This window comes from uncultured Caballeronia sp., assembly GCF_964243625.1.
Lineage (GTDB): Bacteria > Pseudomonadota > Gammaproteobacteria > Burkholderiales > Burkholderiaceae > Caballeronia.
Window position 1 is genome coordinate 6,259 of sequence record NZ_CAXTGZ010000239.1, and the last position, 2,278, is coordinate 8,536.

Sequence of the window (2,278 nt, forward strand, 5' to 3'; positions counted from 1 at the left end):
GAAATGCACCAACAACAAAAAAGCCGGCTAGCTTGCGCTAACCGGCTTTTTAGAATTCTTGGTGGGGCGTGACAGATTCGAACTGTCGACCTACGGATTAAGAGTCCGCTGCTCTACCAGCTGAGCTAACGCCCCGGAAAAACTGAATCCGAATTATAGCGACGTTTTCTCGGGTTATGCAACTGTCGGTGCGCCAGAATCCGAAAATCTTTCCCAATGACGCTGCAAAGCAGCATCGAACATGGCGTATCGGTTCATCGAACGTCTCAAAAAACGATGGCGGGAACCGTTATCATGGCGTTCCTGCGGCGAACGGCCGTGCTAAAAAACACCTCGGCATCATGGACCATTCGGCTATCAGCGCCTTGCTCGATTCCACCTTCGCGCCGTGGATCCGCGATCTGGGTTTATCGCCGGAAAGCGTTTCGGACGCGAGCGTCACGCTGCGCTTGCCGCACGCTGACAAACTGCGCCACGCGGGCGGCGTGATCTGCGGCCAGGTCTTCATGGCTGCGGCGGACACCGCCATGATCGTCGCCATCTCCCACGCGCTTGGCGGTTTCCAGCCTATGACCACTGTTTCCCTGACCACGAGTTTCCTGCGCCCGGTGAAATCCGGCGATGTACTGGTCACCGCAACCATCTTGCGTCGCGGGCGCAATCTGGTTTTCGGCGAAATCGAACTCCACGATGAAACCGGCGCGCTCGCCGCGCACGCCACCACCACTGTCATGCTCATCGCCTAAAAAACCCATGTTCGATCAAGTCGTATTCGCCGGCGGCGGCAACCGCTGCTGGTGGCAAGCCGGTTTCTGGGACGTCGTCCAGCCGGAACTCAAGCTGCGTCCGCGCGTCATCACCAGCATTTCGGCTGGCGCGGCGACCGCGTGCATGCTGTACACGAATCACTCGGAATGGGTGATGGACTACTACTCGCACGTGCTGCGCGACAATTCGAAGAACGCGTATTGGGGCAATTTGCTGCGCGGGGAATCGGTGTTCCCGCACTATCGGATATACCGGCAGGCGTTGCTGGATATCTACGGCGCCGAGTTTGCATCGCTGAAGGATGCGCCGGAGATTCGTATCGGCGTGTCGCATTTGCCGCGCTGGCTCGGCGCACGCAGCGCCGTGGCGGCGGGGCTGATTGCCTATAACATCGAAAAATACGTGCGCAAGAAGCTGCATCCGACGCTCGGGCAAGCGCTGGGTTTCCATCCGGAATTCGTGCGCGCGCAAGAGTGCGCGACGGTCGAGGATCTCGCCGATCTGATCCTGCAGTCGTCGAGCACGCCGCCTTTTACGCCGGTATTGCGGCGCAACGGCCGGCCCGTTCTGGATGGCGGCATGGTCGATAACGTGCCGGTAGGTGCGCTGGATGCATCGCCGGGATTGGTGCTGGTGATGGTGACGCGCGTGTATCCGCGCCCGCGCATGTTCGTGGTGGAGCACGGCGAGAACCGCGACCAGCGCCGCGTCTATGTGCAACCGTCGCGGAAGGTGCCGATTTCATCGTGGGACTATACGAGTCCGGCGCTGATGCGGCCCGCGTACGACCTGGGCCGCGCCGATGGCGAGCAATTTCTCATGCGTTTGCCCGGGGTGCTGAGCGCGGCGGCGCAACTCTGAACGGGAGCTTCATCGTATGGCCAAACAACATAAGTACACGCTGCAAGTTGCCTGGACCGGCGATCAGGGTTCAGGCACGTCGAGCTACGACGCCTATTCGCGCGATCATCTGATCCGTGCCGCAAACAAGCCGGCCATTGAAGGATCGAGCGATCCGGCGTTTCGCGGCGACGCCACGCGCCACAATCCGGAAGAGCTGTTCGTGGCATCGCTTTCGTCGTGCCACATGCTCTGGTACCTGCACCTTTGCTCGGTGAACGGCATCGTGGTGACGGGTTATCTGGATGATCCCATCGGCACGATGGAAGAAACAAAGCAGGGAAGCGGCCGTTTCACGGATGTCGTGTTGCGCCCGCAAGTGTTGATCGGCGCAGGCGGCGACGTGAAGCTGGCCGAGCGTTTGCACGAAGAAGCGCATGCGTTCTGCTTCCTCGCGAACTCGGTCAACTTCCCCGTCCGATGCGAGCCGTCCATCGGAATATCGACAATCTGAGTTATCGCCGGCGGCCGCCCACCAGCGCTTCGGGATTGGCGACGCTCGAGGTGTCTCCGGCATCGAAGGCAAGGATGTTCTTGAACGCCGCCGAGAAATACAACTCGTAGCTTTCGCGCTCCACATAGCCAATGTGCGGCGTGCGAATCACGTTTT

General features: G+C 60.1%; 3 protein-coding genes, 1 tRNA gene and 1 pseudogene. 3 read left to right on the forward strand and 2 right to left on the reverse strand.

The genetic code is table 11. The features are described from left to right. Positions 1 to 59 precede the first annotated feature (59 nt). Positions 60 to 135 (reverse strand) — tRNA-Lys (locus ACFFAR_RS17045). Positions 136 to 341: 206 nt separating this feature from the next. Between ACFFAR_RS17045 and ACFFAR_RS17050 the strand changes: the two genes are divergently transcribed. Genes ACFFAR_RS17050 through ACFFAR_RS17060 form a run of 3 tightly spaced genes read left to right on the forward strand, consistent with a single transcriptional unit; the run spans position 342 to position 2,122 of the window. Continuing rightward, on the forward strand, positions 342 to 746 hold the full coding sequence (locus tag ACFFAR_RS17050; protein WP_174365549.1) for a hotdog domain-containing protein: 405 nt from the start codon (positions 342 to 344) through the stop codon (positions 744 to 746). A 7-nt stretch (positions 747 to 753) separates the two neighbouring features. Continuing rightward, the gene (locus tag ACFFAR_RS17055; RefSeq protein WP_174365548.1) at positions 754 to 1,629 is read left to right on the forward strand and encodes a patatin-like phospholipase family protein; all 876 of its coding nucleotides are present in this window, start codon (positions 754 to 756) and stop codon (positions 1,627 to 1,629) included. A gap of 16 nt (positions 1,630 to 1,645) precedes the next feature. Beyond that, positions 1,646 to 2,122 carry an OsmC family protein gene (locus ACFFAR_RS17060; RefSeq protein ID WP_174365547.1) on the forward strand — a complete coding sequence of 159 codons (477 nt, stop codon included), beginning with the start codon at positions 1,646 to 1,648 and terminating at the stop codon, positions 2,120 to 2,122. A 1-nt stretch (position 2,123) separates the two neighbouring features. Here ACFFAR_RS17060 and ACFFAR_RS17065 read toward each other — a convergent pair. Continuing rightward, positions 2,124 to 2,278: pseudogene (locus tag ACFFAR_RS17065) on the reverse strand (D-2-hydroxyacid dehydrogenase family protein); the annotation flags it as partial.